This is a genomic window from Promicromonospora sp. Marseille-Q5078, from assembly GCF_050315395.1.
Lineage (GTDB): Bacteria > Actinomycetota > Actinomycetes > Actinomycetales > Cellulomonadaceae > Isoptericola.
Genome location: NZ_JBNPQG010000001.1, coordinates 1133221 through 1158663, shown reverse-complemented (window position 1 = coordinate 1158663; position 25443 = coordinate 1133221). Strand labels below are relative to the sequence as shown.

The window sequence follows — 25443 nt, the reverse complement described above, 5'->3', positions numbered from 1 at the left end:
ATCAGGGCGGTGGGGACCGTCCACCGCCCCCGTCCCGGGGAGGGACCCATGACAGGCATGGCGCGAAGGAGCTTGATGCGAGCGACGACGGCAGCCCTGGCAGCGGGAGCGGTGATCGCGCCGACGGCGGGCGCGGCCGGCGCGTCGCCGTCGCAGGACCAGGAGCCGACCGGCAACAAGATCACCACCACGCACTGGGACGGCGTCGCCGATCTGCGCCGCGGCACCTGGGAGAACCTGCGCCCCGGTGCCGGCGGCACGCTCGTCGTGCGCGGCTCCGGCGGGCCGACCACCGACTACACCGACCCGTTCGGCGACGGGTCCGCCGTGGCGTACGAGACGGGCACCTGGACCTCGCCGGTCGTCGAGACCGGGTACGCGCTGGACGAGTCCGTGACCTCGTGGAACGCCACCACCCCCACCGGCACGTGGGTCGAGACCGAGTTCCGGGGCCGCAAGGCCGACGGCGCGTGGACCACGTGGTTCGTCATGGGGCGCTGGGCGTCCGGGGACGACTTCGCGCCCGCCGACGGCTCCGTGGGCGACATCCACCGCACCTCCGTCGACGGGCAGAGCGACGACGACGCCGCCCTGTCCACCGACACGTTCGTCGCCCGCACAGGGCGCGAGCCCGAGGCGTTCCAGACGCGCGTCACCCTGTACCGGCCGGCCGGGTCGACGGCGACCCCGCGGCTGGCCGGCGTGACGACGATGACCAACGAGTACCTGCCCACGTCCGCCTACACGGGCACCAGCGACTTCACGCTCGGGCGCGCCGTGGAGCTCGACGTGCCCGGCTACTCGCAGCTCGTCCACATCGGCGAGTACCCGGAGTTCGGCGGCGGCGGCCAGGTGTGGTGCTCGCCGACGTCGACCACGATGATCCAGTACTCCTACGGCCGCAAGCACCAGGTGCCCGCCGCGGAGCTCGCGGACATCGTGGCGCCGAACGGCGACCCGCAGGTGGACCACGCCGCGATCGGCGCGTGGGACTACACGTACGAGGGCGCGGGCAACTGGCCGTTCAACACGGCGTACGCGCACCGGTACGGGCTCGAGTCGTTCGTCACGCGGCTGCGGTCGCTGGCCGAGGCGGAGCGGTTCGTCGCGGCGGGCATCCCGCTGGTCGTGTCGATCAGGTTCGCCGAGGAGGAGATGCCCGAGGCCGGGTACGGCACCAACGGCCACCTCGTGACCATCGTGGGCTTCACCGCCGACGGCGACCCGGTCATCAACGACCCCAACAAGGCCACTGACGCCGACGTGCGGAACGTCTACACGCGCGAGAACTTCGAGCGCGTCTGGCAGACCTCCACCGACGGCCTGACGTACGTCATCCACCCGCACCAGGTGACGCTGCCCCGGAACGTCCCGGGCGCCACGCCCAACTGGTGACCCCTCGCCGGTCGGGCCCGTCGAGACCGAGCTGCCGAGGTAGTTCACAGCCTGCCGAGGTAGTCCAGATCCCCGCGAGGTAGTCCAGATCTCGCCGAGGTAGTGGTCCAGTCCACTACCTCGGCGAGATCCGGACTACCTCGCGGGTCTCGACAGGCTCGACCGACGGCTCGGCGTCAGTGCGAACGCACCGGACCGACGGGGTCGGAGACGAACGTCGCCGACGTGTACCCGCGGGCGGAGACGGTCACCTCGGCCGAGATGTCGGCGCCCCGGTCGCGGCCGGTGAGGTGGTAGCGCCTGCCGTCCGCGCCGCGCACGGGCTCGCCGTCGCGCAGCCACTGCACCTCGACGCGGAGGTGCCGCGAGTCCGGCAGGTACTCCCCCGGGTCGACGGTGAGCGTGCGGCCGATCTTCGCCTTCCCCTCGATGCTCGGCCCCTCGACGTCGGTGACCACCGGGTCGTGCAGGACGACGTCGGCGGCGCGGGTGAACACCTGCCGGTGCGCGTACCAGAGCTGGTAGTACGCGTCGTCGCCCCGGACGTCCGTCCGGTCGTCGGGTGCCGACCCGTCGAACGAGACCGCCCGGTAGTAGTCGGTCGACACGTCATCGTCGGACACCACGTAGCTCTGGTCGGTGCCGATCGTGTACTCGATGGGCGTGACGGCCTGCGGGGCGATGCCCGGGTAGGGCTGGTACGCCGCGGCCTCCGGGTACGCGCGGCCGTAGATCGCGGCCGCCTCGTCCCCGCTCACCGTGACGGTCTGCCCGGTGCTGGGCACGACGACGGGCCGGTCGGCCGGGTTGTGGATCCAGGCCAGCGAACCGGCCCACCACACGCCGAGCCACTCGCCCTGCACCTGCGCCACGACGAGCTTGTGGCCCGAGGTCACGCGCGCGCTGACGTCGCTGGCGTGCGTGGTGCCGTCCGCGCCGTCGGGCTTCCAGCCCGGGTCGCGGGCGTAGGGCGCGTCCAGCGACGGCTGCTGGTAGGCGAGCGCGAAGTTGGTGCCGGCGCCCGCGACGCAGTCGCCCGAGCCGGGTGACGCCTGCTCGCAGCCCGTCACGGGGTTGGCGTTGTCGTCGTATCCCGCGACGACCTCGACGACGTCGCCGGGCGCGACGTCCGTCGTCGGGTCCAGACCGTTGCCGATCGGCGCGCCCAGGAGCTCGAAGTAGTGCTCCCAGTCCCAGTACGGGCCCGGGTCCCAGTGCACGCTCTTCGTGTACCCGGGCAGGATGCCGGGGACCTGGTCGTGCCCGATGACGTGGGCGCGGTCGAGCGGCACGTCGTACGTCGCCGCGAGGTAGCGCACCAGCTCGGCCGACGACTGGTACATCGACTCGGTGAACCAGCCCGACGTCCCGGCCCAGCCCTCGTGCTCCAGCCCGATCGAGTGCATGTTCATGTACCAGTTGCCGGCGTGCCAGCCGACGTCGGCGGGCTCGAGGTGGTTGGCCACGTGCCCGTCCGACGAGCGCAGCGTGTAGTTCCACGCCAGGTACGTGGGGTCGGTGACCAGGCGCACGCTCGGCTCGTAGGCCGTCTCGGTGTCGTGGATGACGATGTAGTCGATCGACGGGCCGCCCTCGCCGGTGCGGTCGGCCTGGTCGTGGTTGCCGTAGCTGCCGGTGTCGTCCGGCAGGTCGGGGCTCTCCTTCGCGTAGGGCGCGGGCAGCCACTCGCAGCCGAGGCCGGGCGGGCAGTCTGCCGCCGGGTCGCCCGCGGCCTTCGTGGTCGCCCTGGGCAGGGCGGCGTCCGGCCGCGCCGCCAGGGTGACGCCGCCGTCGTCGGTGGTGCGCGCCTCGCCCGTGCGCAGGGTGGCGAACACTCGGTCGGCGAACGTCGGCGCGTCGCTCATCCGGGCGACGGCGGTGCCCCAGGTCGCGAGGCCCCCGCCGGCCGGCTGACCCGCCGCCTCCTGGTAGGAGGCGAGGAGCGCGGCGGCGCCGCAGGTGTTGGCCGCCGCGTCGGACCGCAGCTCCGCGGCCGGCAGCCCAGTCAGCGCGGCGGCGCGGTCGAGCTCGCTCACGGCCGCGCGGGTCGCGGCGTCCTTGCCGGCCCCGTCGGGCGCCTCGGCGGCGTGGTCGAGCAGGTTGAACAGGCCGTAGCCGCCGTCCGCGCTCGGCTCGCCGGCGTGCTGGTCCCAGCGGGACTCCATGTAGGAGACGGCCTTGAGGAGGTCGGCGGGGACCCCGGTGGCGTCGCTCGCGGCGGCGAACGCGGACTCCTGGTCCGGCGCCGCGACGACGGCGTCGCAGCTCACGTCGGAGGCGGGGGGCGCCGACGGCCCCGCCCCCGCGGTGACCGCCGGGATCGTGACCAGGGGGATGAGGAGGCCGGCGGCTGCCAGCCCGGTGGTGCGTCGTCGTACGGATCTCACGGGGAGTGCTCCTCTCGAGGACGGTGTGCGCTCGGGGCGCACCACGTCATCGAACCGTGAAATCCCGTTTCATGGGAAGTGCTAGACGTAAAAAATCCCGCCGCACGTGGCGGCGGGATCACCGCGCGACGACGGGCAGGTCGCGCGGGCGGGTCAGGAGAGGCGGACGGTCGCCTGCGAGCGACCCAGCACCTTGGCGCCCTCGTGGGTCACCGTGAGGTCGACGCGGACCGTGCCCGCGTCGGTGTCGATCGCGCCGACGGTCGCGGTGACCTCGACGGCCGCGGTGCCGCGCTGCGGCACGGGGACCGGCTTCGTGAAGCGGGTCTGGTACGCCACGACGGCGCCCGGGTCCCCCGCCCAGTCGGCGACGACGCCGACGACGGAGCCCATGGTGAGCATCCCGTGCGCGATGACGCCCGGGAGCCCGACCTCGGTGGCGAAGGACTCGTCCCAGTGGATCGGGTTGAAGTCGCCGCTGGCGCCCGCGTACCGCACCAGGCCGGCGCGGTCGAGCTCCACCGTCCCGGTCGCGACGACGTCGCCGACGGACAGCTCCGCGAGGGCAGGCCGGGTCATCAGGAGTCCTCCCCGCGGATCACGAGGCTCGAGGTCACGGTGGAGACCGGCTCGAGCTCGCCGTCCGCCACCAGCGCGGCGACCTCGCAGCGCGTCGTGACCATCGCGATGCCGGCCCGCTGCGTCACCGAGTCCACGTGCAGCACCGTCACGAGCTCGTCGCCGGCGACGATCGGGCGGTGGTGCACGAACTTCTCGTCGGCGTGCACGACGCGGGAGAAATCGATGCCGGCGGCCGGGTCCTGGACGTACTGCGCCTCGGCGCGCTGCGCCACCACGACGGCGAACGTCGGGGGCGCGACCAGGTCCGGATGACCGAGACCCCGCGCGGCCACGATGTCGTGGTGCGCGGGGTCCAGTGCACCGACGGCGGAGGCGAACTCACGGATCTTCTCGCGCCCCACGCTGTAGGGAGCAGTGGCCGGGTACTCGCGGCCAGCGAAGTCGGGGTTCGCCACGTCGGTGCGGGGTCGTGCCGACCGCGTCAGCGGGTCTCGCGGTGCGACGTGTGCTTGCCGCAGCGCGGGCAGAACTTCGCCAGCTCGAGACGGTCGGGGTCGTTACGACGGTTCTTCTTCGTGATGTAGTTCCGCTCCTTGCAGTCCACGCAGGCGAGCGTGATCTTCGGGCGGACGTCCGCGCTCTTGGAAGCCATGGTGTGTCACCTCTCGCGCCGCCGGAAGGCGCAACGTGCGTCAAGGAACAGGTCGGTCCGACGCCGGCCGTCGAACCGTGATGATGTCGGTAGCGAGGGCGGGGCTCGAACCCGCGACCTCACGATTATGAGTCGTGCGCTCTGACCAGCTGAGCTACCCCGCCGCGCGTGACTTAACGCGAGACCGCCGCCCGTTTCCGGAGGGCGGCCCCGCGCATTGTCACAGAGCCCCGAAAGGGAATCGAACCCTTGACCTTCTCCTTACCATGGAGACGCTCTGCCGACTGAGCTATCGGGGCAGCGGAGAAGACTCTACACGGCTCCCGGCACCTGGTGAAATCTGCGGGGATGCCCACTCGATCACACCGTGCACCGGGTCGTCAGACCCTCTCCAGACGTCGGACGAGGCGTCACCCGAGGGTGGCGCCCCGTCCGTCGCGGTGGCAGGTGAGGGATTCGAACCCCCGAAGTCGATGACGGCTGATTTACAGTCAGCTCCCTTTGGCCGCTCGGGCAACCTGCCGTGCAAGACCGCGCACGATCTCGCGGGTAGAACCATAGCGCCCCGGACGTCCGACCGAGAAATCGTCGCCCGGTGGCCCGCGTCACGCGCCCGGCGCCCGGCTACGGTGAGCCCGTGACGACCCCCTCCTCCCCCGACCGCTGGGGCCTGCCGCTCGGGCTCTCGGCGTTCGTCCTGTGGGGCGCCATGCCCCTGTTCTTCCCCCTGCTGGAGCCCGCCGGGCCGGTCGAGATCATCGCCCACCGCGTGGTGTGGAGCCTCGTCTTCTGCGTGCTGCTGCTCGTCGTCACACGGACGTTCGGGTCGTTCGTCGCCGTGCTGCGCAACGGCCGCACGATGGGGATCCTCGCCGTCGCGTCCGTGCTGATCATCGTGAACTGGACCACGTACGTGTACGCGGTGCTCTCCGACCACGTGCTCGACGCCGCGCTCGGGTACTTCATCAACCCGCTGCTCACGGTGCTGCTCGGCGTCGTCGTCCTGCGCGAGCGGCTGCGCGTCGCGCAGTGGGTGGCGCTGGGCTTCGGCGCCGCCGCGGTCGTCGTGATCTCCACCGGGGTGGGCGGCTTGCCCTGGATCGCCCTCGTGCTCGCGGGCGCGTTCGGGCTCTACTCGCTGGTGAAGAACCGGGTGGGCCGCAACGTGGGCGCGCTGCCCGGCCTCGCCGCCGAGACGGTGGTCGCCGCCCCGTTCGCGCTGGCGTACCTCGTCTGGCTCGGCGCCACCGGCGCCGGCACCTTCACCACCGAGGGCCCGGGGCACGCCCTGCTGCTCGCCGCCTGCGGCGTCATCACCGGGCTGCCGCTGCTGCTGTTCTCGGGCGCCGCCCGCCGGCTTCCGCTGTCGGTGCTGGGGATGCTGCAGTACCTGACGCCCGTCCTGCAGTTCCTGCTCGGCCTGCTCGTCTTCGGGGAGCACATGCCGCCCACCCGGTGGGCGGGGTTCGCGCTGGTGTGGGTGGCCCTCGTGATCCTCAGCGTCGACGGCACCCGGCAGGCCCGCGCCGCCCGTCTCGCGAGGGCCGCACGCACTACGGTGGTCCCCGAACCCTGACCCGACCGAGCCGAAGGAGCTCCTCATGGCCGACTCGTCGTTCGACATCGTGAGCAAGGTGGACCGCCAGGAGGTGGACAACGCCCTCAACCAGTCCGTGAAGGAGATCTCCCAGCGGTACGACTTCAAGGGCGTCGGCGCGTCCATCGCCTGGAGCGGCCAGGACTCCATCGTCATCGAGGCGAACTCCTCCGAGCGCGTCCTCGCCGCGCTGGACGTCTTCCAGACCAAGCTCATCAAGCGCGGCGTCTCCCTCAAGGCCTTCGACACCGACGACAAGGAGCCGCAGTCGTCCGGCAAGGCCTACCGCCTCGCGGGCGCGCTCAAGGAGGGCCTCGCGGGCGAGAACGCCAAGAAGATCACCAAGGTGATCCGCGAGGAGGGCCCGAAGGGCGTCAAGACGCAGATCACCGGCGACGAGGTGCGCGTGACCAGCAAGTCGCGCGACGACCTGCAGGCCGTGATCACCCTCCTCAAGGGCGCGGACCTCGACGTCGCGCTGCAGTTCGTCAACTACCGGTGACGCAGGCGGGCACGGCCGTGGCGTCGACGGGTGCGCGGGCGACGCTGCCGCGCGTCGTCGCGACCGACCTCGACGGCACGCTGCTGCGCTCGGACGGCGCGGTCTCCCCGCGCACCCGCCGCGCCCTGGCCGCCGCCGAGGCGGCCGGCACCGAGGTCGTGTTCGTCACCGCCCGCCCGCCACGCTGGCTCGACGCCCTCGCCGACCTCGTCGGCGGCCACGGGCGGGTGATCTGCCTGGGCGGCGCCGCCGTCTGGGACCTCGCGAGCGGGCGCGCGCTGGACGCCTGCGGGTTCGACGACGGCGTGGTGCAGGCACTCGTCGCGGAGCTCCGCGAGTCCGTGCCGGGCGTGGGCCTGGCCGTCGAGACCGTGCGCGGGCCCGCCTTCGACCCGTGGTTCCCCGACGGCGAGCCCGGCCTGGACCGCGCCCTGCGCGGCGCCCCCGTGGAGGACTCCCTGCGCCGCGGGGACGACGCCGTCGCCAAGCTCCTCGCCGTCCGGCCCGGCACCACCGCCCAGGGCTTCGGCGTGGTCCAGCGGGGCGACGTCCGCGACGCCGTGCAGGAGGAGTTCTTCGACCGGGTCCGGTCCGTCGCCGGCGGCCGCGCCGAGCTGCACTACTCCGGCGCCGCCGGGCTCGCCGAGCTCCTGCCGCCCGGCGTCACGAAGGACGTCGCGCTCGCGCGCTGGTGCGCCCGGCTGGGCGTCGAGGCGCGCGACGTGTGGGCCTTCGGCGACATGCCGAACGACCTGCCGATGCTGCGCTGGGCCGGCCGCGGCCACGCCGTCGCCAACGCGCACCCGGACGTGCTCGCCTGCGCGGACGTCGTCGTCCCCGGGAACGACGACGACGGCGTGGCGGCCGCGCTGGAGGCCGTGCTCGACGGGCCGGGCGGGCCCGCTCAGGACTCCGGGCCGTCGGGGGCCACGCCCCGCTGACGCCCCTCCTCCTGCTCGTCGCGGCGCTGCCCCGCCAGGATCTCGGTGCGCAGTGCCTGCACCTCGGCGACCAGCAGGGCGACCTGAGCCGGGGAGACCATGCCGATCGGCGCCTCGGCGGGCGCCGCACCGGACGAGTCGTCGGCCGGGACGGCGGTGACCCGCTCGACCAGCCACGAGGAGAGCGTCGCCGTCACCACGCCGAGCAGGGCGATTCCTCCGACCATGAGGCAGACGGCGATGACGCGGCCCGTCGGGGACACGGGCACCATGTCGCCGTAGCCGACGGTCGTGACCGTGACCATCGCCCACCAGAACCCGTCGCCGAGGTTGACGATGCTGGCCCCGGGCTCGCCGCGCTCGGCCTGCGTCACGGTCAGCGCGCCGACGAGCACCAGGAGCGCGGTGCCGGCCGCCGCGAACCGCACCACCTTGCCCCGCAGGCGCACCGCGTTGGCCCGGTTGAGCCGCATCACCACCGAGATGAGCAGCAGCGGGCGCAGCACCGGGAGCACCACGACCGCCAGCTCGAGCGGGTGCCCGCGTACGTACACCCAGGCGCGGGGCGCCAGGCGCACGCGGACCACGTAGTCGACGACGAACAGGATCCAGGTCAGCGCGAGGACCGCGGTGCACGCCGCGCGGACGTCCGCCGGCGCGGCGGGCCAGGCGATCGGCACCCCGTAGGCCACGAGGAAGAGGAGCCCCAGCACCGTCAGCGGCCGCTCCGTGCGGGCCTGCCAGCGCCGCAGGCGCGCCTTGCCGCCAGCCGGGGCCGGCGGGTCGGCCGGCGGACGGTCGGAGGTGGACGCGGCGTCCGGCACCGGGTCGGGCATCGACGGGGACATCGCTGGTCAGCCTCGCAGAAGCGCCGGTGACCCGCCGCCCGAACCGGCCCCGAGGAGGTCAGTAGCGGGTGATTCCCCCGGGGCCGAAGCCGCTGCCGCCGGCCATCTTCTCGAGGCGGGCGATGCGGTCCGCCATCGGCGGGTGGGTGGAGAACATCTTCGCCATGCCGGCGCCGCGGAACGGGTTGGCCAGCATGAGGTGGGAGACGTTCTGCAGCTCGCGCGTCTGCGGCAGCGGCGCCTTGGCCGTGCCCGACTCGAGCTTGTGCAGTGCGGACGCGAGGGCCATCGGGTCGCCGGTGAGCTTGGCGCCGTCCTCGTCCGCGTCGTACTCGCGGGTCCGGGAGATCGCCATCTGGATCATCATCGCGGCGAACGGCGCCAGGATCGCCATCGCGAGGGCCGCGAGCGGGTTGCCGCCCTCGCGGCGGTCCCCGCCCCCGAAGATCAGCAGGAACTGCGCCAGCGACGTGATGACGCCCGCCATCGCGGACGCCACCGACGACGTGAGGATGTCGCGGTTGTAGACGTGCATGAGCTCGTGGCCGAGCACCCCGCGCAGCTCCCGCTCGTCGAGCAGCCGCAGGATGCCCTCCGTGCAGCAGACGGCGGCGTTCTTGGGGTTGCGCCCCGTCGCGAACGCGTTCGGCGCCTGGGTGGGCGAGATGAAGAGCCGCGGCATGGGCTGGCGGGCCTCCGTGGAGAGCTCCCGCACGATGCGGTACATCTCCGGCGCCTCGAGCTCCGTCACCGGGTAGGCGTGCATCGCCCGGATCGCGATCTTGTCCGAGTTCCAGTACCCGACGAACGTCGTGACGAGGCCGATCCCCACGAAGATCACGAGCATGCCCGCGCTGCCGCGGAAGAAGATCGCCCACAGCCCGAGGACCACGGCCCACATGACGCCGAAGAGCGCCGCCGTCTTGAGACCGTTGAAGTGCTGATGGCCCATGTGTCCTGCCGTCTCCTTCCGTGCGCCCTGCCGGTGCCGGCGCACCGGCAGGATCCCACGGGTGGAACGCACCGACGGCCCGGGCGGTTCCCGCCCGGGCCGTCGAGGTGTCGGTCGACGCGTCAGGAGGAGGCGCGGCCCTTGGCGATGTCGAGCATCTCGTCGCGCGGTACGACCTTGATGCGCTGGCGGCCGTGCGGCTCGCCCAGCGCCTTCTCGTGCTCGTCGAGGAGCTCGAAGTCGGCCCACTCCACGACGTCCACGCCGCGGTCGGCGAGGAAGTCGAGCACGGCCTGCGGGTCGGCCTGCGTCGCGGCACGACCGCCGGCGAGGTCGCCGGTCGCGACGTCGCCGCCGTCGCCGACGCCCGTGACGTCCTCCACGAGGTGGCGGATCGTCTCGGACGCGTCGGACTTGGTGTGCCCGATGAGGCCCACGGGCCCGCGCTTGATCCAGCCCGTGGCGTAGACGCCCGGGATGTGCTCGCCGTCGAGGTCGACGACGCGGCCCTCGCGGTTGGAGATGACGCCCTTGAGCTCGTCGAACGGGATCTCCGGCAGCGGCGAGCCGAAGTAGCCGACCGCGCGGTAGACGGCCTGGACCGGCCAGTCGTGGTGCTCGCCGGTGCCCTTGACGGTGCCGTCGCCCTGCAGGGCGGTGCGCTCGGTGCGCAGCCCGACGACCTTGCCGTCCTCGCCCACGACCTCGGCCGGGGCGTGCAGGAAGTGCAGGTGCAGCCGGCGCGACGCCTTCTGCGTGGCCGGGTCGACGAGCGTCCAGTCCGTGAGCGTCTTGACGACCTGCTTGGTCTGGTTGGACGACTCCACGGCGGCCATCGAGCCCTCGTCGAAGTCGTAGTCCTCGGGGTAGACGACGATGTCGACGTCCGGCACGTGGCCGAGCTCGCGCAGCTCGAGCGGCGAGAACTTCACCTGCGCCGGGCCGCGGCGGGCGAAGACGTGCACGTCGGTGACCGGCGAGGCCTGGAGGGTGTCGTAGACGTTGGCCGGGATCTCCGTGGGCAGCAGGTCGTCCGCGTGCTTGGCGAGGATCCGGGCGACGTCGAGGGCGACGTTGCCGGCGCCCAGCACGGCGACCTCCTTGGCCTCGAGCGGCCAGGTGCGCGGCACGTCGGGGTGGCCGTCGTACCAGGAGACGAAGTCGGCGGCGCCGTACGAGCCCTCCAGGTCGATGCCGGGCACCGGCAGCGCGGCGTCCTTGATCGCGCCCGTCGAGAAGATCACGGCGTCGTAGAACTGGCGCAGGTCGTCGAGCTTGAGGTCGACGCCGTAGTCCACGTTGCCCAGCAGGCGCACGTCGCCGCGGCTCAGCACGCGGTGCAGCGCGGTGATGATCTGCTTGATGCGCGGGTGGTCCGGGGCGACGCCGTAGCGGACGAGGCCGAACGGCGCGGGCAGGCGCTCGAAGAGGTCGATGCTCACGTCGAGGTCGGTCTTCGACAGGATGTCCGCGGCGTAGATGCCGGCGGGGCCTGCGCCGACGATCGCGACGCGCAGAGGTCGGATGCTGCTCACTGCGGGGTACGCCTTCCGGATCGGGGATGCGTGGCGTTCGATTCTAGGAGGATTCTCCTGCGAACTGGTGAGGGTTGCCTCACTGCTCAGGGTCCAGCCTTACCCAGGGTGCCACAACAGTCTCATCCGGTGAACACGACGTCTCGCTCATCGGGCACGGATGCCGCGGGCATCCGGCGCCGGACGGGCGGTTCAGGCCCCGGACATCTCCCGCACCGCGCGCGCCACGTCGCCGCCGGCCAGGCCGCCCGTCGCGCGCAGCGGCCGGTACGCCGGCACCACCGTGACGGCCGCGCCGCCGTCGGCCACCCGCACGCCGGCCGTCTCGCGCGTGCCGTAGACGGCGCCGACCGGCGCGACCCCGCCGGGCACGCGACGCACGGTCCAGCGCGGCCCCGGCTCGCGGCGCACCCAGACCTCGACCCGGTCCCCCACGACGGCGAGGGCCGCCGGGCTGCCCCCGACCCCGGCGATCCCCCGGGTGTCGGCGCCCGCCGCCCGCGCCTCGTCGAGGGTCTCGGAGGTCGTGAACCCCGGGACGACGACGGCGCCCGGCCGCAACCGCGCCACGTGCGCCGCGACGGCCCCGGCGCGGCGCACCACCACCGCGAGCGTCACCACCACGACGAGCGCGACCACGAGGAGCGCGATCCACAGCGTGGCTCCCTCGACGCCGTCGCGCCGGACCGTGGTCACCAGGCGCGTGGCCGAGATCCCGAAGAAGAGCACGAGCACCGCGAGAAAGACCCAGCGGCGCGAGCGGGCGTCCATGTCAACCTCCGGTGCGGACGACGGGCGGGGCGGGGTACGACGGTGTCGAACGGTGTCGAACGGGGCGGCCCGGAGTCCGGACCGCCCCTCGGGCTCACCGGCACGACGCCGGTGACGGTGGCTGGGATCAGCCGCGGATGCCCTGCGCCAGCTGCGAGTCCGCGTCGGACAGCGTCTGCGCCGCCTGCTCCAGGAACGACGCCATGCCCTCGAGACCCTCGATGGCCTGCGTGGTACCCGTCGTGAACTCCTCGTACGAGGTCTGGAACGCACCCGACGCCTGGTCGGTCACGAAGCCCGACGACACCAGGTTGTTCACCTGCGACTGCAGGTTGTGCAGGATGTCCGTCATCTGCTGCTGACCGTTGCGCAGCTGACCCGCCTGCGACCGCAGCTCGTCGTACGTGACGTTCATGTTCGACATCGGAAGCTCCTCAGCTCATGGGTGGTCCGGCCGGCCCCCTCGGCCGATCCGTCGTCCGCGACGAGGTTAGCCGCCGCCCCGAGCACACGGCGATGGAGAGACCTCCCCATCCCGCTGCCCGAGGCACCGACCGACGTCGTCCTTCGAAGAGAGCGACCGACGTCCGGTTTCGTACACGACGGCGCCCACGGGCTACGCCCCCGCCTCGTGACGGGCCTCGGGCGTGGACTGCCACAGCGTGTACAGGCGCGCGGCGGCGGTCCGTGACTCGCGGGTCGCCTCGGTGTGCGTCGTGGACGACGCCGTCCACAGCAGGTCGTGCACCTCCCCCACCCGCGTCGGCTGGTCGGCCACGACCCCTGCCGCCCACCGACCGGTGTCGTCCGGGGTGACACGGACGACGTCGAGCACTGCGCGCTGCGTCGCCTCGTACTGCGCACGCACCGCGCGGAAGCGCGACCCACCACGCGCCGCGCGCGTCAGCAGGGGCAGGGTGATGACACCCAGGACGAGCCCGGCGAGCGCCGCGGAGATCAGCACGTTGACGATGACCGGATCGTCCTGGACCAGGAGCATCACCACGAGGACGACGGCGCCCCACGCCACGTAGACCAGCCAGGGCGCGCGGTGGACCTGGCGATACCACCCCGGCACCGCGGGCTTCAGCGACGTCGCCGCCGATGACAGCGCGTCGACCGCCTCGGCGACGGCCTCGGAGTCCCCCTCCCCCGGACGGACGACGAGGGCCGGCCCTCCGGTCTCCTGCTCGATGATCCACGCCACTCGATCCGCCCCTTCGCACGACCCGCCACGCACGCGTCGAGGGGCGGCCCGGAACCCGGACCGCCCCTCCACAGCACCGACCCCGTGGGCCGGCCACAGCCAGAATCAGCCGCGGATGCCCTGCGCCAGCTGCGAGTCCGCGTCCGACAGCGTCTGCGCCGCCTGCTCCAGGAACGACGCCATACCCTCCAGGCCCTCGATGGCCTGCGTGGTACCCGTCGTGAACTCCTCGTACGAGGTCTGGAACGCACCCGACGCCTGGTCGGTCACGAAGCCCGACGACACCAGGTTGTTCACCTGCGACTGCAGGTTGTGCAGGATGTCCGTCATCTGCTGCTGACCGTTGCGCAGCTGACCCGCCTGCGACCGCAGCTCGTCGTACGTGACGTTCATGTTCGCCATGAGAAGCTCCTCAGCTCATCGGTGGTCCGGCCGGCCCCCTCGGCCGATCCGTCGTCCGCGACGAGGTTAGCCGCCGCCCCGAGCACACGTCGATGGGGAGACCTCCCCATCCCAGGAGACGGACGGCGGTACGAACGGGTGGACGGCGGCGATCAGGCCGCGCCGGCGGGGCGCACGACGCCGCTGAGCTCCGCGACGGCGCGCTCGACGTCGGCGCCGACGGCGCCACCCGTGGCGCGCAGCGGGCGGTAGGCGGGCACGAAGACGGCGGTGGCCCGGGAGTCGCGGAGCCACACCGCGGCGGCCTCCCGGATTCCGTAGACCGCGCGCCCGGCGGCGGCGACGTCCGCCCCCCGACGCACAGACCAGCGCGGCCGCGTGTCCTTGCGGCCCCACACCTCGAACGCCTCGGGCGTCGCAACCACCGCGACCGGGCTGCCGCCCATCGGCATCCATCCCTGGCGCGACGCGCCGAGGCTCGCGGCGATCTCCGGCATCTCCGCCGTCGTGAAGCCCGGCACCACGAGCATGCCGGGCCGGCGCCGGCCCGCGTTCGCCGCGCAGCCGGCCGCGCGCCGCGAGACGAGGGCGAGGGTGACGACCACGATCGCCAGCACGACGAGCAGCGCGATCCAGATCGCGGCGGCGTCGGAGTCGCCGTCCCCCAGGGTGCGCACCAGGCGCAGCACGGACACGACGAGGACGAGGACGAGGACGAGGACCGCGGTGTACGCGACGCGCTTGGTCCTGGTGCTCACTGCTGGACCCGCTTCTCGGACGACGACGTCGGACGATGCGCGACACTACCCGCCGTGCCGTGCGCGCGGACGCTCACCCGCGACCCACGCCACCGTAGGGTGGTGCGTCGACACCACCGTGATCGGCGAACAGGGGATGCCATGGCACAGCTGAGCTGGATGGTCACCGGTGTGCGGTCCGAGCGGCCGATCGTCGTGGCGCCCGGGACCGACGACGCGCACGACGCGGTCACCCAGGTCGACAACGCGCTGGACAAGTTCTCCGGCCCGGTACCCGGATGGTTCCGCGCTCTCGAGCGCCTCGGCTACTGGTGGTACGGCGTCTGCACCGTCGTGGGCATCGCTCTCAGCTTCCTCCTCGTCCCGGCCGAACCCGCCTGGAAGTTCTCCTGGGGGTTCGCGCTCGGCTTCCTCGCGGCACCCGTCAGCGGCCCCGTCCTCTACTACCTCGCGCGCCTCCAGGCGCGACTCACCGGCTACCCCGACACGGCCCAGGCTCTCGCCGACGTCGCGGATGCTGCCCGCCCCAGCACTCCCGACAGCGCCCGCCACGTGAGCGCTGTGCTCGCCGCGCGCCCGGCGCTTGAGCGTCGGGTCCACGATCTCGCTTGGCGCGCCGCCGCACCGGACGCCGCCGCCCGCAAGGAGCTCGAAGGTCTGTGGGAGACGGCAGATCCCGACGCCGCGGCCCTGCAGAAGCGCCAGGTCGCCGCGCTCGAGGCCGAGTTCAGGGCCGACAAGAGTGCTTGACCGCTGAGACCAGTCGAGGACGTATCTGAGCCGGTGATGGCGCTAGTGAGCCGGCGTGGTCACCGTCTTGGGCCTGGCGCGCGCCGAAACGGGACCGCCACGCCCGAACCCCGAGGACCACGGACGTCAGCACTAGCCCGGCGGTCAGCACGAGGAACGCGACGTGCACCGGCGTCGGCAGGCCCGGGAACAACCCGACGACCGTCGTCGACCACGCGAGACCGACCGGGAGCATCGCGACGAACATCCGTCCGTCGAGGCTCCACCCCGCGATGTAGAACCGCATCACCGCGTCTGTGAAGCGCGACCGCCGGACAGGCTGCAACGACATCGCCACGTCGCCCCCCGTCGGCGGCCCGAAGGTCGACCCGCGCGGCGCCGTCGACGTGCACGACAGCTTCTCGCGCGCAAACGACGGGCGCAGCGACCGCACCACGTAGACGAACGACAGCACCGCCAGCGGCCACGACGCCGTGGGCAGGTGCCACACCGCCCCCGGTCCCATGACCACGTCATCACCGGCACCACGACGACCAGCATCGCGACGGTGTCCCCCGGGTTCGAGAAGCGCTCCCGCAGCCCTGCGACCAGGTCCGGTTCCATGACGAAGTACGCGATCGACCCCGCCAGGATCGCCACCGCGATCAGCCAGATGACGAACCACACCAGCCCGATCAGCGTGTAGCCGATCGGCCGCAACGCGACCGCCGTCGGCGTCGGCGGCGGGCGCCGCCTCGCCGAGCCCCGAGGATCCTCCGTCACCGTCCCGGCCATGAGGCCTCCGCTGGCTTCCTGCGTCGGCCGCCCCGCCACAGGGACCGCACCGCCGCGACGCCCGACAGCAAGGACGGGCGGAGCGACCGCACCACGTCCAGGAACGACAGCGCCGCCAGCGGCCACGTCGAGCAGGGCATCCGCCCTCCCACCACGGGTCCCCAGAGCACGATCGCGATCGGGATCATGAAGATGCCCACCACGAACCACGACGCCGTCGACTGGTTGCCCGCGACGGACTCGAACGACGTCGTCCCGTCGATGAGCAGCGCAATTCCGCCGGGAGCCGACCCTTGCGTCGCCGGTCTCGGGTCCCCCATCACGCCGTCCTCCTCCGCTTCCTGACACTGCTGCACGTGCGAACCGACCGCGACCCTCACGGCCCCGGACCACCCGGCACGTCGGTGGCAAGCCTGGTTCGCCAGCGATCGACTCGGCGTCGGCTGCGTCGATCAACGAATTCCCGTAGTGTGCGGCCGTCATCGCCCACGAAGCCTGCTGACGGGCCGAACGAGGAGAATCACCGATGCCCCAGCCCCCGGTCGCGTCCAACCCGGCTCGACGGAAGAAGATCGAGACGCCGATCCTGGTGGCGACGGCGATCTGCGTCGTCCTCGCCGCCGTGGGGGCGTTCGCCGGGTTCGAGGTGCTCGGCGGTTTCGGGCCGGTGCCGGTCCTCGTCGTCCTGATCGTGCTCGTCTTCGTCGTGGGCGCTGTCTGGACCGCCCGACGGATCGCCGGGCTCCGGGCTGCGTCCGCCGGGAACGAGCAGTAGACAACGAGCAGCCGGCGTCGCGCCTGATCGACGCACGCGTCACCGCCGGGACGTGCGTCGGATTCTCACCTCGCGTCGTGACCTCAGTTCGGCCAGCCGTGCCTTGCGCTCCTTCGGGCTGAGGTCCGCGACGGCCCCGCGCTCCTTCGTCGCCTGCTCACCGTCGAACCGGCGCCGCCACGCCCGTCGCGCGAGCACCACGCTCCAGACCACCAGCGCCAGCGCCGCGACCAGCAGCACGACCCGCGCACCGGACGGGACGTCGCGCGCCAGGCCCACCAGCGCGAGCAGCCAGCCCGCCCCCGCCGGCAGCATCGCCAGGAACATGTGCCCGTCGGGCAGCCAGCCCGACACGTAGAACCGCATGAGGAACCGCGTCACCGCGGACTCCCGCACCGGCTGCAGCGACAACGCGACGCCGCCGACGGTCGGCAGGCCGATCGTGCGCCCACGGCCCACCCGCGTCGTCCGTGACAACCGTTCCCCCGCGAACCGCGGGTTCAGCGACCGCCCCAGGTACACGAACGACAGCGCCGCCAGCGGCCAGCTCGCCGACGGCAGGTACCACAGGACCCCCGGGCCCCAGAGCACCACCAGGATCGGGATCACCAGGAGGAACGCCACCATCTCCGACGGTTGCGCGACGAGATCTGCCCAGATGCCACCCAGCTCCATCGTCCCGTCGACCGCGACGAACACGAGGATGCCCGGCCCCAGCCCGAAGATCACCAGCGCCAGCGCTGTCCACACCAGGCCGATCAGGAGATACCCGAACGGCCGAAGCACCCGCGCACCCGCGCCCGGCGGAGGCGGCGTGGTGTGGTCCTTCCCGGGAGCGGTGGTCACGTCGCCGCCTGCTCCTGCTGCATCGCGTCGTCCTGCTCCATGAAGGTGACCGAGTCGAGAATCTCGTCGAAGAGGGTGGCGAACGGCTCCGCCGACGGGATGCCGGGGACGTTCACCCTCGCCATGAGGAGCTTCGAACCGTCCGGGTACGGGATGTGGTACTCGAGACGCATGGTCAGGACGACGTCGCCCTCGCCGGTGGTCCCCCGGGTCATCTCCACCACCCGCGCGACGGGTCCGTTGCGCTGGGGCTCGACCTCACCGTTCGGGAAGCCGGCCCGCAGCGCCTCCGCGATGTCGCCGGCGGCACGGGCCTCGGCCGACGCGGCCGGCCACTCCTCGTCCAGCGCGAGGATCACGGCGGGGAACGGGACCCCGGGGAGCAGCTCGAGCGACATCAGGTACGTGTGGACGCCCGCCGCCATCGCGGCGCGGACGTTCCCGACAACCTCCTGGGTGGCCTCCCGGCGCGCCCGGGCGAGCCGGTCGGCCTTGCCGACCTGGCGCCGGACGAGGCGCCGCACATGCTCGACGGCGGTCTCCTCGTCGTCCAGCGGGATGTTCGACCAGGTCCCCGGGAGGACGATCCGCATCCGACCCTCGCGGAACCTCACGCTGCGCGTCATGCCGCCTCCAGCTCCACCGTCAGGCCCCCGAGGAGGTCGACGACCTCTTGCGGCATGTCGTCGAACACGGACACACCGTTGGCGATGACCGTCACTTCGAGCATGTCGGGGCTGTCGGGCGGGAACACCCCCAGCGCGACGCGCTCCTCCAGGTGGGCGACGCCCTCGCCGAGATCGGGGTCGAGGTGGCCGATCATCAGGTGGGCGCCTCGGACGCCGCCTGCAGGCACAGTCGCGTCGATGGTCTGGGCGTACACGTACGGCGGGTCGTCAGACTCAGCAACGACGCGCTCGAGGTCTGCGGCGAAGGCGTCCGCCGAGATCCCCGCCTGCGCGACGACCGTCAGCATCGCGTCGACGTCCCCGGACGACGGCTGTCGCACGAGGAACGCGACCGCGAGCGCACCGATCCCGCTGGACGATGCCGAGTGCGCCACGTCCGCGATCCGGGCCTCGAGGGACTCCACCGGGTCGACCTCCGGCAGGCGCCCGGCGCCCGGCGCCGGCACGGAGCTGGCAGTCTCGGCGGTGACCTCCGTCGCGGCCGTGCGCACCAGCCCGGCTGCGACCTCGTGGGCCCAGGCATCGACGTTGCCGAGTCCGTCCGGCACGAGGATCCACCCCCGGTCCAGGCCGAGCTCGTACCCAGCCACCCTGCGTGTCACCTGTCGGTCTCCTTGTTCGATGCTGCGCGACGGCGACCATCCTAGGTGCGGCCTCATCCGAGCCGGCCGCGGACCTGGCCGTCAGCTGGGGTTCGGGACCCCGCCGGCCAGGCTCAGGCCGTTCCCGATGATTCCGCCGTACGGCCCGCCCATCCCGGACGTGCCGAGGCTGACACCCGGCGAGACCGCGTCGCCGAAGTCCCCGACACCCATCTCGTTGGCGAACGAGACGCCGTTCCGGAGGCCGTTGAACACCGTGATGCCGTGCCCGCCAACGGCGGCGATCGCCGACGTCCCCGCGGTGACGCCGTCGATGACCATCGTCCCGTTGATGGCGGGGAGCCGGTTGTTGGCCATGTTCATGAACTTGTACATGTCGGTCACATCCTCGTTGCCGAAGATCGTGCGCATGCCGGTGCCCGTGAACGGGTTCGGGAACATGGTCTTGAGCCCCTGCCCCACGTTCCCGCCGCGGAACAGGCCCGCGACCTGCTTGTCGGCCGCCGAACGGATGAACGGCGACTTGAGGACCTCGGTGACCCGTTGGCCGTTCGTCTGCGCGAAGACCTTGCGCGTGCTCTTGAGGGTGGCTGTCCCGAAGACGTTCTTCGCATCCTTGGGCGACATGCGCGAGGCCGTCTGCACGACCGTCCGCGACTTGCTGTACTTCGCGAGCACGCTGATCGCCTTGCCGCCGAAGAGGGTCAGGGCGGCCATACCGGCGGCCCCCAGCACTCCCCACCAGGAGCCCTGCCCTCTGGCGGCCTTGAAGACCGCGTCGACGACCGCGAGGATCGCGCCGACAGCCGCGAGCACGAGCAGGACCTGCCCGAGGATCGGGACCCAGGAGAGGAAGATCGCCAGGATGCCGGCGATGTCGCAGATGACTTTGACGACCTTGTAGATGCTGTCCCAGACCTCACCGGCCTTGTCCCAGAAGCCGTCCTCGAGGTCGTTCACCTTCGCCCCGGTGACGACCTCGTCGATCTTGTTCTTCGCAGTGGTCGCGGCGGAGTCCTTGTCGCCCTTGGCGTCGTTCCACCGACCCTGCCAGTGGGCGAGATCGCCCTCCAGGCCGGTCACCCGCGCGGCGGCCGAGGTCGCCGCGGACGTCGCGCCGTCGACGTCGCCCTGGGGCGCGTCCTTCGGCAGGTCGTCGGCCTCCTGCTGCGCGTTGTTCGCCGTCGTCCGGGCCGAGGCGAGGTCCTCCTCGAGCGCGGCGATCTGCGTCGCTGCCGTCTCCGAATCGGAGATCGCCGAGTCGAGGCTCGTCGAGTACGCGACCAGGGCGTCGCCGGTGTACCGGTACCGCTCTGTCGCCTTGGAGATGTCCTCCTTGACATCGGAGGCCAGCTTCTTCGTCTCGTCCATCGACTTGGCGGTGGTGCTCGCGTCGTCGACGATGGCGTCCAGGGTCGAGGTCGCACGCTCGATGGCGTCGGCGATCTCCTGGTACTTCTTGCCCTTGCTGCGCACGAGCTCGGCGTTCCCGTCGAGCTTCTGCCACTGAGTGTCGGCCATTACCAGCTTCCTCCCCCGCCACCGACATGTCCTCCGCCGTTGCTTGCCGGCTCGGGCTTCTTCTTGTCCGGGGCCTTCTCGGCCGCGTCCTCGAGGGCCTTCGCGAGCGACGTGTCGACCTCCGTGAACGTGTCGACGATCTGCTGGACGACGCCCTGGAGCTTGACGACGTTCCCCGTCATCTCCTCGCGCTTGATGCGCCACTTGTCCGCGAAGTCGTTGACCTTGCCGGCGAGCTCGTCGTGGCCGGTCGCGTCCGCGGCGTCCTCCGCGCGGTCGTCAGCACCCTCGAACTCGTCCTTGATCGTCTTCAGGTCCTCGGCAAGAGTGCGCAACTCTTCCATGTCGATGGACAGGTCGTACCCGGCCACAGCTCCCCCTCGTCACGCAGCTCGTCGTCTCGTCGCCGGGCAGCACCGTAGCCGAGGGCGACGGTGCCGGTCGATGGGGAGGACTCCCCATCGGCCCGGCGGCGCCCTCAGTCCTCCAGCACCAGCGGCAGCTGCACCCGCGTCTGCTTGCCGCGCGCGATCCACGCGCCGCGGCCGACGGGGAACTCGCCCTTGGCGGAGCGCGGCAGCGACGTCTTGAGGATCGTGTCGCCGTCGAGGTTCTCCGGCTGCAGGATGAGCCCGCGGCGGCCGTTCTTCACCTCGCCGAGCAGCGGCCAGGTCGCGGACCAGCCCGCCGTCTCGGCCTCCGCGACGAGCAGGTGGTCGCTGCCGCGGATCGCCTTCGTGAGGTCCTGGATCGGCTTGTCGGCCGGCGACTGCAGGTACTCGTTGAGCCCCTCGATCACCACGACGATGCCCGGATCGACGTCCTCGTCCTGCACGGCGGCGAGCAGGTCCGTGGCGAGCGCCTTGACCTTCTCGACGCCGGTCGCGACGTCCGCCCAGGGCAGCTTGTCGGCGATGGCGGACCGGCCCTGCGCGAACAGGTACAGGCGTGCCCCGGGGTCGGCCCGCCGCACCGCGCGGGCGATCGCGACGAGCGCGTTGCTGCGCCCCGACCCGGGCGGGCCCGCGACGACCATCGTGCCCGACGGGTCGAACGGCACCGGCCCGAGGGTGATGCCGTCCAGGCCGAGCACCGGCTGACCGTCCACCCGCTCGGGCAGCTCGCCCTGGCCGTACTCGGTGGGCAGCACCCGCACCTCGGGCGCCGGGCGCACGCCGGCCTGCAGCATCGACTGGCCGAGCTTCTCCGTCGCCGCCGCCTGCGCGGACACCGACGTGGTGCCCCCGATGACGGCGACCTGCACCTCGAGCCCGTCCAGCAGCGCGCGGCCGTTGGGCGAGTCCGAGGTGATGACGTCGCGCGGCGCGTTGAACGCCAGGTACCCGTCGTCGGTCATCCGCAGCAGCAGGTTGCGCTGCACCATCGAGCGCACGTATGTCGGCACGGCGCCGGAGCGGTCGGCGGTGAACACGACGTGCATGCCGAGCGCGCGCCCGTCGTTGAGGATGTCGCGGAAGACGTCGAACCACTCCGCGCGGCCCGCGCCCACCTCGAAGTCGTCCCGGAAGCCGGGGAACCCGTCGACCAGCAGCAGGATGCGCGGCACGTCCGGGCGCCCGGCGAGCTGCCGGTACTCGGTGACGCTCGACGCCGACACCGCGGCGAAGGCCTCGCCGCGGCGCTGCAGCTCGTCGCGCAGCATCCGCATGAGCCCGACGACGCGCTCGACGTCGTCCCCGCGGGCGATCGTCCCGACGTGCGGCAGTGCGGACAGCATCCGCAGCGCCCCCGCCGCGAAGTCCAGGCCGTACACGTGCACCGGGCCGCCGCGCGGCGTGATGCCGGCGGCCGCCGCGAGCGTGCGCAGGGCCGTGCTCTTGCCGGCGCCGCCCGTGCCGTAGACGCCGAGGTGGCCGTCGGCGTCCGGCACGAAGTACACGGGCCGCTGCGCCTGCTGCTCCGGGATGTCGGCGACGCCGAGCAGCAGCTCGGTGTCGGTGCGCTGGTGCAGGCGCGTGAGGTCGTACGCGTCGGCCATCGAGTCGAGCCACGGGCGGCGGGGCGGGGTCAGGCGCCCGGCCTCGAAGGCCTCGCCGACCCGCGCGACCAGCCGCTGCTGGTCGTTGGGGCCGAGGTCCATGTCGTCGTCGACGACGGCGGCCGGGTCGACCGGCTCCTCCCACTTCTCCTCGCGGCCGAAGTGCAGTCCGGCCACCTCGATCGCCGCGCGCTCGGGGTCCCGGGTGCTCCACGCGCCCGCGTACCCGGACTGGAACGCCTGCAGGCGGCCCGGCCCGGTCTTCACCACGCCGCGGCCGGGGATGGCCGGGTCGATGTGCGCGGCGTCCTTGATGTCGACGACGTCGCTGGAGTCGGACTCGTCGGCCATGCGCAGCGCCACGCGCAGGTTGGTGTTGGCGCGCAGGTTGTCCTTGATGACGCCCGCCGGGCGCTGCGTGGCCATGATGAGGTGGATGCCGAGGGAGCGGCCGCGCTGGGCGACGTCCACGACGCCGTCGACGAACTCCGGCACGTCGCCCACCAGGGCCGCGAACTCGTCGATGACGATGACGAGTGCCGGCGGGGTCTCGGGGTCGCCGCGCTTCTCCAGCTCGAGCAGGTCCTTGACCTTCTTGCGGTTGAACAGGTGCTCGCGGTGGTGCAGCTCGGCGCGCAGCGAGGTGAGCGCGCGCAGCACCAGGTGCTGGCTGAGGTCGGTCACGAGGCCGACGCAGTGCGGCAGCTGGACGCAGTCCGCGAACGCCGACCCGCCCTTGTAGTCCACGAACAGGAACGTCACGCGGTCGGGGCTGTACTCCGCCGCCATCGCGAGCACCCACGCCTGCAGGAACTCCGACTTGCCGGCGCCCGTCGTGCCGCCGACCAGGGCGTGCGGGCCCTGGGAGCGCAGGTCGAGGTGCTGGGCGTCCAGGCCCGCGGAGCCGACGATGGCGCGCAGCGACCCGGCGCGCTTGCGCGGCACCGCCTGGGTGCGGTCGTAGACCGACAGGTTCTGGCGCCAGCGCTCCAGCACGGCGTGCGGGTCCTCGAACAGCTCGTGCCCGAGCAGCGCCGGCATCGTCACCGAGCGCGGCAGGTCGGACGAGTCGGCGACGATCGCGCCGGCGTCGAAGACGGGGGCCAGGCGGCGCCCGTAGTCGAGGGCCGTCGACGCGTCGATCTCCTCGAGCTCGACGTCGTCGACCCAGCGGCCCAGCCGCACCATGCCGACGCGCGGCCCGTGCTCGCCCAGGTCGACGAACGTGCGGCACGCCGCCGGGAGGTAGGCGGTGTCGGCGGAGATCCACAGCGGGTACACGCCCGCGTCGGGGCCGTTCTCGGCGAGCTGCACCAGGCGCGCCCGCTCGACGTCGATGTCGTCGGAGATGACCACGACCACCGCGGGCACCGGCGACTTGGTGCCGGCCTCCGCCTTCTTGCCGCCGACCTCCGCGCCCCGCTCGAGCGCCGCGTCGTCCTCGTCGATCGCGCCGCGACGCTGGGACCCGCCGCGCGCGGCGCGCAGGCGCGTGGTGACGAGCTCCTCGAGCTCGGCGACGAGGCGCGCGGCACCGCTCGCCGAGTCGGCGAGGTGGTGCCCCTCGACCGGGCTCTGCGGCGACGACGTGTGCGGGATCCAGGTGAGCCACTGCAGGTGCTTGGTCCACACCGGGCTGACCATGCCCGTGACGACCAGCTCCGACGGCGAGTGCAGGCCGGTGAGCTGCAGCAGCGTCGCGTTGAGGCTGCCCGCCACCTTCCCGGGCGGGCCGGCGAAGCCGAGCGCCCCGGCGTCGTACAGGTTCTCCACGACGGGCACGCCCGACACGTTCGCGTGCCGCTCGACCACGGCGTCGAGGCGCTCCTGGTACTCCTTGATCATCGCGCCGCGGGCCGTGTCCTTCACGCTGTTGCGCGACGGCATCGTGCCGATGCCGAACCGGACGTTGAGGAAGCTCCAGTGCTCCGGGCGGCGCGTCCACAGCATCGGCCCGTGCCGCATGGCCTCCGCGAACACGTGCGGCGTCGCCGGGGCCTCGCGCAGGCGCACCGAGCGCTCGGTCTCCTCCTCGCCCCCGAGGGCCTCGCGCAGCGCGTCGAGCCGCTCCTCGAAGCGCGCGACGTCGCGATCCTTGCGCCGCTTGGTCTGCTTGTTCCGGGTGAGGTAGTTGCCCATCAGCATGATGGGCGACAGCGCGATGAACACGAGCGCCATCGGTCCGCGGCCCATGGCGAGCATGAACCCGCCCATGAGCACCGGCGCGAGCATCGCCAGCAGCGGGAACGGCTGCGGCTCGGTCTCGGCGGGCACGTCGGGCGCGTCGAACTCCTCGCCCTTGTACCGGGCCTCGACGCGCGGCGAGCGCGTGAACGGTACCGGACCCGCCTTGGGCGCGACGCCCGTGAGGGTCTGCGGCTTGCGGCGCTCGATCGTCATCACCGTGTCGCCGACCGTGACGCGCTGGCTGCCCTCCACGCGCAGGCGCTGCACGTGGTCGCCGTCCACCAGCAGGCCGTTGGCGGAGCCCAGGTCGACGACGTCGACGACGTCCGAGACGTCGAGCCGCAGGTGCTGCTTGGACACGAGCGCGTCGCTCAGCACGACGTCGCAGCCCGGCGCGCGCCCGAGCGTCCAGCTGCCCTCGGGCAGGTCGATCACGCTGCCGTCCCCGAACCGGAGCGTGGCGCGCACGTCCCGGGAGGGCTGGTAGTCGAAGCCCGGCCGGTCGAGCTCGACGAGCGCCACCTCCGCGCCCGAGCCGATCCACGCCTCGCCGAGCGCGGCGTCGGCGGGCAGGCGGGTGGGCCGGTCCTGGCCGGGCAGCCGCGCCTCGATCGTCCGCCGGCCGGTGCCGACCGCGCCCGACCCGCCCGGGTCCACGCGGGCCAGGGTGGACGCCACCTCGCCGATGGTCGCCCCCGCGTCCGCGGTGATGACGACGTCGTCCTGCGTGGTGTCGGGGCGCCGGAGCGTCACCTTGACGCGCATCGCTCT

Annotated in this window: 27 protein-coding genes and 3 tRNA genes; 7 read left to right on the top strand and 23 right to left on the bottom strand. The window is 72.6% G+C overall.

The genetic code is table 11. From position 1 onward, the window contains the following. Window positions 1-75 precede the first annotated feature (75 nt). Window positions 76-1395, top strand: coding sequence for a C39 family peptidase (locus ACQFYA_RS05280; protein ID WP_499122040.1), 1320 nt, complete (start codon window positions 76-78; stop codon window positions 1393-1395). A 176-nt stretch (window positions 1396-1571) separates the two neighbouring features. Here ACQFYA_RS05280 and ACQFYA_RS05275 read toward each other — a convergent pair whose 3' ends face one another. The 7 genes from ACQFYA_RS05275 to ACQFYA_RS05245 all read right to left on the bottom strand — a co-directional run bounded on the left by ACQFYA_RS05275 (window position 1572) and on the right by ACQFYA_RS05245 (window position 5539). Then, complete coding sequence (locus tag ACQFYA_RS05275) at window positions 1572-3782, bottom strand: N-acetylmuramoyl-L-alanine amidase (RefSeq protein WP_499122039.1); 2211 nt, start codon at window positions 3780-3782, stop codon at window positions 1572-1574. Between the two features lie 153 nt (window positions 3783-3935). Further along, entirely contained in the window at window positions 3936-4361 is a 426-nt protein-coding gene (locus ACQFYA_RS05270; RefSeq protein WP_499122038.1) for a MaoC family dehydratase, read from the bottom strand. Beyond that, window positions 4361-4819, bottom strand: a complete 459-nt coding sequence (locus ACQFYA_RS05265; RefSeq protein WP_499122036.1) for an FAS1-like dehydratase domain-containing protein — start codon at window positions 4817-4819, stop codon at window positions 4361-4363. The genes ACQFYA_RS05270 and ACQFYA_RS05265 overlap by 1 nt, the downstream gene beginning before the upstream one ends. Before the next feature lie 26 nt (window positions 4820-4845). Beyond that, window positions 4846-5016: a 50S ribosomal protein L33 gene (gene rpmG, locus ACQFYA_RS05260; protein ID WP_013837798.1), complete on the bottom strand. Its 171-nt coding sequence runs from the start codon at window positions 5014-5016 to the stop codon at window positions 4846-4848. Window positions 5017-5106: 90 nt separating this feature from the next. Next, window positions 5107-5180: transfer RNA gene (locus ACQFYA_RS05255), tRNA-Met, on the bottom strand. Between the two features lie 62 nt (window positions 5181-5242). Beyond that, a tRNA-Thr gene (locus ACQFYA_RS05250) sits at window positions 5243-5315 on the bottom strand. 142 nt (window positions 5316-5457) lie between these two features. Then, window positions 5458-5539 (bottom strand) — tRNA-Tyr (locus tag ACQFYA_RS05245). Between the two features lie 114 nt (window positions 5540-5653). On the opposite strand from ACQFYA_RS05245, the gene rarD reads away from it, so the two are divergent. From rarD to ACQFYA_RS05230, 3 genes are read left to right on the top strand one after another with little or no spacing between them, the layout of a single operon-like run. Then, on the top strand, window positions 5654-6592 hold the full coding sequence (gene rarD / locus ACQFYA_RS05240; RefSeq protein ID WP_499122034.1) for an EamA family transporter RarD: 939 nt from the start codon (window positions 5654-5656) through the stop codon (window positions 6590-6592). 25 nt (window positions 6593-6617) lie between these two features. Next, window positions 6618-7115: a YajQ family cyclic di-GMP-binding protein gene (locus ACQFYA_RS05235; protein ID WP_499122033.1), complete on the top strand. Its 498-nt coding sequence runs from the start codon at window positions 6618-6620 to the stop codon at window positions 7113-7115. After that, window positions 7112-8056 (top strand): HAD family hydrolase, encoded by a 945-nt coding sequence (locus tag ACQFYA_RS05230; RefSeq protein ID WP_499122032.1) that lies wholly within the window; start codon window positions 7112-7114, stop codon window positions 8054-8056. The genes ACQFYA_RS05235 and ACQFYA_RS05230 overlap by 4 nt, the downstream gene beginning before the upstream one ends. Here the strand turns inward: ACQFYA_RS05230 and ACQFYA_RS05225 are convergent. The 8 genes from ACQFYA_RS05225 to ACQFYA_RS05190 all read right to left on the bottom strand — a co-directional run bounded on the left by ACQFYA_RS05225 (window position 8020) and on the right by ACQFYA_RS05190 (window position 14529). Beyond that, window positions 8020-8904: a potassium channel family protein gene (locus ACQFYA_RS05225; protein ID WP_499122030.1), complete on the bottom strand. Its 885-nt coding sequence runs from the start codon at window positions 8902-8904 to the stop codon at window positions 8020-8022. The genes ACQFYA_RS05230 and ACQFYA_RS05225 overlap by 37 nt on opposite strands. 58 nt (window positions 8905-8962) lie before the next feature. Next, window positions 8963-9856, bottom strand: a complete 894-nt coding sequence (gene htpX / locus ACQFYA_RS05220; RefSeq protein WP_499122029.1) for a zinc metalloprotease HtpX — start codon at window positions 9854-9856, stop codon at window positions 8963-8965. Between the two features lie 122 nt (window positions 9857-9978). Next, window positions 9979-11391 carry an FAD-dependent oxidoreductase gene (locus ACQFYA_RS05215; protein WP_499122027.1) on the bottom strand — a complete coding sequence of 471 codons (1413 nt, stop codon included), beginning with the start codon at window positions 11389-11391 and terminating at the stop codon, window positions 9979-9981. A 192-nt stretch (window positions 11392-11583) separates the two neighbouring features. Then, a complete protein-coding gene (locus tag ACQFYA_RS05210) occupies window positions 11584-12162 on the bottom strand; it encodes a hypothetical protein (protein WP_499122025.1) in 579 nt (192 codons plus the stop codon). Window positions 12163-12289: 127 nt separating this feature from the next. Next, window positions 12290-12586 carry a WXG100 family type VII secretion target gene (locus tag ACQFYA_RS05205; RefSeq protein ID WP_499122024.1) on the bottom strand — a complete coding sequence of 99 codons (297 nt, stop codon included), beginning with the start codon at window positions 12584-12586 and terminating at the stop codon, window positions 12290-12292. Window positions 12587-12778: 192 nt separating this feature from the next. Then, window positions 12779-13369: a hypothetical protein gene (locus ACQFYA_RS05200; protein ID WP_499122022.1), complete on the bottom strand. Its 591-nt coding sequence runs from the start codon at window positions 13367-13369 to the stop codon at window positions 12779-12781. A gap of 105 nt (window positions 13370-13474) precedes the next feature. Beyond that, window positions 13475-13771 carry a WXG100 family type VII secretion target gene (locus tag ACQFYA_RS05195; protein WP_430574541.1) on the bottom strand — a complete coding sequence of 99 codons (297 nt, stop codon included), beginning with the start codon at window positions 13769-13771 and terminating at the stop codon, window positions 13475-13477. A gap of 152 nt (window positions 13772-13923) precedes the next feature. After that, entirely contained in the window at window positions 13924-14529 is a 606-nt protein-coding gene (locus ACQFYA_RS05190) for a hypothetical protein (protein ID WP_499122021.1), read from the bottom strand. Window positions 14530-14670: 141 nt separating this feature from the next. Between ACQFYA_RS05190 and ACQFYA_RS05185 the strand changes: the two genes are divergently transcribed. Then, a complete protein-coding gene (locus ACQFYA_RS05185; protein ID WP_499122020.1) occupies window positions 14671-15279 on the top strand; it encodes a hypothetical protein in 609 nt (202 codons plus the stop codon). Here the strand turns inward: ACQFYA_RS05185 and ACQFYA_RS05180 are convergent. Further along, window positions 15257-15769, bottom strand: coding sequence for a hypothetical protein (locus tag ACQFYA_RS05180; protein WP_499122019.1), 513 nt, complete (start codon window positions 15767-15769; stop codon window positions 15257-15259). The genes ACQFYA_RS05185 and ACQFYA_RS05180 overlap by 23 nt on opposite strands. On the opposite strand from ACQFYA_RS05180, the gene ACQFYA_RS05175 reads away from it, so the two are divergent. Then, window positions 15761-15964: a hypothetical protein gene (locus tag ACQFYA_RS05175; RefSeq protein WP_499122017.1), complete on the top strand. Its 204-nt coding sequence runs from the start codon at window positions 15761-15763 to the stop codon at window positions 15962-15964. The genes ACQFYA_RS05180 and ACQFYA_RS05175 overlap by 9 nt on opposite strands. A gap of 73 nt (window positions 15965-16037) precedes the next feature. On the opposite strand, the gene ACQFYA_RS05170 is transcribed toward ACQFYA_RS05175, so the two are convergent. Then, the gene (locus ACQFYA_RS05170) at window positions 16038-16373 is read right to left on the bottom strand and encodes a hypothetical protein (RefSeq protein WP_499122016.1); all 336 of its coding nucleotides are present in this window, start codon (window positions 16371-16373) and stop codon (window positions 16038-16040) included. 206 nt (window positions 16374-16579) lie between these two features. Between ACQFYA_RS05170 and ACQFYA_RS05165 the strand changes: the two genes are divergently transcribed. Beyond that, complete coding sequence (locus tag ACQFYA_RS05165; RefSeq protein WP_499122014.1) at window positions 16580-16828, top strand: hypothetical protein; 249 nt, start codon at window positions 16580-16582, stop codon at window positions 16826-16828. A gap of 39 nt (window positions 16829-16867) precedes the next feature. On the opposite strand, the gene ACQFYA_RS05160 is transcribed toward ACQFYA_RS05165, so the two are convergent. The 6 genes from ACQFYA_RS05160 to ACQFYA_RS05135 form a co-directional block, all read right to left on the bottom strand. Next, entirely contained in the window at window positions 16868-17674 is an 807-nt protein-coding gene (locus ACQFYA_RS05160; protein WP_499122013.1) for a hypothetical protein, read from the bottom strand. Then, window positions 17671-18300, bottom strand: a complete 630-nt coding sequence (locus ACQFYA_RS05155; protein WP_499122012.1) for a hypothetical protein — start codon at window positions 18298-18300, stop codon at window positions 17671-17673. The genes ACQFYA_RS05160 and ACQFYA_RS05155 overlap by 4 nt, the downstream gene beginning before the upstream one ends. Then, window positions 18297-18965 carry a hypothetical protein gene (locus ACQFYA_RS05150; RefSeq protein WP_499122010.1) on the bottom strand — a complete coding sequence of 223 codons (669 nt, stop codon included), beginning with the start codon at window positions 18963-18965 and terminating at the stop codon, window positions 18297-18299. The genes ACQFYA_RS05155 and ACQFYA_RS05150 overlap by 4 nt, the downstream gene beginning before the upstream one ends. An 81-nt stretch (window positions 18966-19046) precedes the next feature. Then, window positions 19047-20486: a hypothetical protein gene (locus ACQFYA_RS05145; RefSeq protein WP_499122009.1), complete on the bottom strand. Its 1440-nt coding sequence runs from the start codon at window positions 20484-20486 to the stop codon at window positions 19047-19049. Next, complete coding sequence (locus ACQFYA_RS05140; protein ID WP_499122007.1) at window positions 20486-20857, bottom strand: hypothetical protein; 372 nt, start codon at window positions 20855-20857, stop codon at window positions 20486-20488. Before ACQFYA_RS05140 ends, ACQFYA_RS05145 begins: the two co-directional genes overlap by 1 nt. Window positions 20858-20964: 107 nt before the next feature. Continuing rightward, window positions 20965-25437 carry a type VII secretion EssC family protein gene (locus tag ACQFYA_RS05135; protein ID WP_499122005.1) on the bottom strand — a complete coding sequence of 1491 codons (4473 nt, stop codon included), beginning with the start codon at window positions 25435-25437 and terminating at the stop codon, window positions 20965-20967. Window positions 25438-25443 lie beyond the last annotated feature (6 nt).

Bases quoted from the DNA above. Each gene is read 5' to 3' on its own strand.
- ACQFYA_RS05280 (WP_499122040.1), top strand. From the start codon at position 76: ATGCGAGCGACGACGGCAGCCCTGGCAGCGGGAGCGGTGATCGCGCCG.
- ACQFYA_RS05270 (WP_499122038.1), bottom strand. From the start codon at position 4,361: ATGACCCGGCCTGCCCTCGCGGAGCTGTCCGTCGGCGACGTCGTCGCG.
- rpmG (WP_013837798.1), bottom strand. From the start codon at position 5,016: ATGGCTTCCAAGAGCGCGGACGTCCGCCCGAAGATCACGCTCGCCTGC.
- ACQFYA_RS05235 (WP_499122033.1), top strand. From the start codon at position 6,618: ATGGCCGACTCGTCGTTCGACATCGTGAGCAAGGTGGACCGCCAGGAG.
- ACQFYA_RS05225 (WP_499122030.1), bottom strand. From the start codon at position 8,904: ATGTCCCCGTCGATGCCCGACCCGGTGCCGGACGCCGCGTCCACCTCC.
- htpX (WP_499122029.1), bottom strand. From the start codon at position 9,856: ATGGGCCATCAGCACTTCAACGGTCTCAAGACGGCGGCGCTCTTCGGC.
- ACQFYA_RS05210 (WP_499122025.1), bottom strand. From the start codon at position 12,162: ATGGACGCCCGCTCGCGCCGCTGGGTCTTTCTCGCGGTGCTCGTGCTC.
- ACQFYA_RS05205 (WP_499122024.1), bottom strand. From the start codon at position 12,586: ATGTCGAACATGAACGTCACGTACGACGAGCTGCGGTCGCAGGCGGGT.
- ACQFYA_RS05195 (WP_430574541.1), bottom strand. From the start codon at position 13,771: ATGGCGAACATGAACGTCACGTACGACGAGCTGCGGTCGCAGGCGGGT.
- ACQFYA_RS05185 (WP_499122020.1), top strand. From the start codon at position 14,671: ATGGCACAGCTGAGCTGGATGGTCACCGGTGTGCGGTCCGAGCGGCCG.
- ACQFYA_RS05170 (WP_499122016.1), bottom strand. From the start codon at position 16,373: ATGGGGGACCCGAGACCGGCGACGCAAGGGTCGGCTCCCGGCGGAATT.
- ACQFYA_RS05165 (WP_499122014.1), top strand. From the start codon at position 16,580: ATGCCCCAGCCCCCGGTCGCGTCCAACCCGGCTCGACGGAAGAAGATC.
- ACQFYA_RS05155 (WP_499122012.1), bottom strand. From the start codon at position 18,300: ATGACGCGCAGCGTGAGGTTCCGCGAGGGTCGGATGCGGATCGTCCTC.
- ACQFYA_RS05145 (WP_499122009.1), bottom strand. From the start codon at position 20,486: ATGGCCGACACTCAGTGGCAGAAGCTCGACGGGAACGCCGAGCTCGTG.
- ACQFYA_RS05135 (WP_499122005.1), bottom strand. From the start codon at position 25,437: ATGCGCGTCAAGGTGACGCTCCGGCGCCCCGACACCACGCAGGACGAC.